The organism is Staphylococcus sp. EG-SA-2, assembly GCF_017152085.1.
Genome location: NZ_JACYHC010000715.1, coordinates 1 through 1,792, shown reverse-complemented (window position 1 = coordinate 1,792; position 1,792 = coordinate 1). Strand labels below are relative to the sequence as shown.

Annotated in this window: 2 protein-coding genes and 1 pseudogene; all 3 read left to right on the top strand. The window is 34.5% G+C overall.

Going from position 1 to position 1,792, the window contains the following annotated elements:
- Positions 1-261: excalibur calcium-binding domain-containing protein (locus tag IDG60_RS13050; RefSeq protein ID WP_206160774.1), on the top strand; the 261-nt coding region annotated here is incomplete at its 5' end.
- Positions 262-341: 80 nt separating this feature from the next.
- A complete protein-coding gene (locus IDG60_RS13045; protein ID WP_000070649.1) occupies positions 342-1,337 on the top strand; it encodes a DUF4352 domain-containing protein in 996 nt (331 codons plus the stop codon).
- Between the two features lie 73 nt (positions 1,338-1,410).
- A pseudogene (locus IDG60_RS13040) lies at positions 1,411-1,792 on the top strand (hypothetical protein); the annotation flags it as partial.

The following is a 1,792-nucleotide window of genomic DNA, read 5'->3' as shown; positions in this document are numbered from 1 at the left end:
AACACACCAAACGTTGCAGAAGATAAATCACAAGACGACTTGAAAGATGATTTAAAAGAAAAGCAACAATCAAGTAACCATCATCAATCCACGCAACCTAAGACCTCACCATCAACTGAAACAAACACGCAACAATCATTTGCTAATTGTAAGCAACTTAGACAAGTATATCCGAATGGTGTCACTGCCGATCATCCAGCATATCGACCACATTTAGATAGAGATAAAGATAAACGTGCATGTGAACCTGATAAATATTAAACAACAAGCAAATTGAATTCAAATTGTATTTAGCTTTATGCACTAATCACATAGTAAATAATGAGGGAGATTTTTTAGGCATGAGCAATCAATTCAAAAGCGAAGAAGAGCGAAGACAATGGGAACAATTCCAAGCTTTCCAAAATCAACAAAACCAACAGAACCAGCAATACGGACAAAAGAAATCTAAAAAAGGATGGTTCTGGGGCTGTGGTGGTTGTCTAGTATTATTTATTTTAATTATCATCGGTATTTCAGCTTGTACAGCTGGTATTACAGGTAACCTTGGCGGAAATAGTTCTAAAGAAACGAACAAAACCCATAAAATTGGAGAGACTGTAAAAAATGGTGATCTTGAAGTCACAGTTAATTCAGTTGAAACTATGAAATCAGTTGGTCCATCTATCGCGCCAACAAATGCTAAAGGTACATTTGTCGTTGCTGATGTGACGATTAAAAACAAAGGTAAAGAAGCGTTAACAATTGATAGTTCAATGTTTAAACTGAAATCTGGTGATAAAACATTTGAAGCAGATAATACAGGCTCAATGTCTGCTAATCAAAATGACAACGGTAGTATAGAAAATTCATTTTTCTTACAGCGTATAAATCCTGATAGCACTGCTCAAGGTAAAATTGTTTTCGATGTGTCAGAAAACATAGCCAACGCAAAAGATAAAAAATTAGAAGTTATTTCTAGTTTATTTAGCGTCAAGAAGATTACATTTGATTTATCCGATGCTAAAAAAACATCAAAAGCTAAAAAAGACAAGCAAGATACAGAAGTAGCTGCTGCGAGTTCAAATAGCGATAATGTAAGTTATGAAGCTTCGGCTACTACACCTGCTACAACTTCTAGTGCAAATAATGATTCTGAAGAAAATGAACAGTCTAGTAAAGATGAAGATAAGCAGAATGCGTCTAAAAGTGATAAATCTAGTGTAGAAAAAAGTGAATCTAATGAAGAAACTGCTACTGTAGAATCAGCACCTCAAAGCAAACCTGTTACAAGTGAAGCACCACCTAACCAAAATAATCACAACGAAGATAGCATGTACGACGCTTCAACAGAATAAAATTTCAGGGTAGCTCGGCTACCCTTCTTTTACGGAAAAATAAGTATACATAGCAATATAAGGAGATAAAAAAATGAAATTCAAAGCTATCGTTGCCATTGCATTATCATTGTCACTATTAACTGCTTGCGGTGCTAATCAACATAAAGAAAATAATAGTAAATCAAATGACACTAATAAAAAGACGCAACAAACTGACAACACTACACAGTCAAATACAGACAAGCAAATGACACCACAAGAAGCCGAAGATATCGTTCGAAACGATTACAAAGCAAGAGGTGCTAACGAAAATCAAACATTAAATTATAAAACAAATCTTGAACGAAGTAATGAACATGAATATTATGTTGAACATCTAGTCCGCGATGCAGTTGGCACACCTTTAAAACGTTGCGCTATTGTTAATCGACACAATGGTACGATTATTAATATTTTTGATGATATGTCAGAAA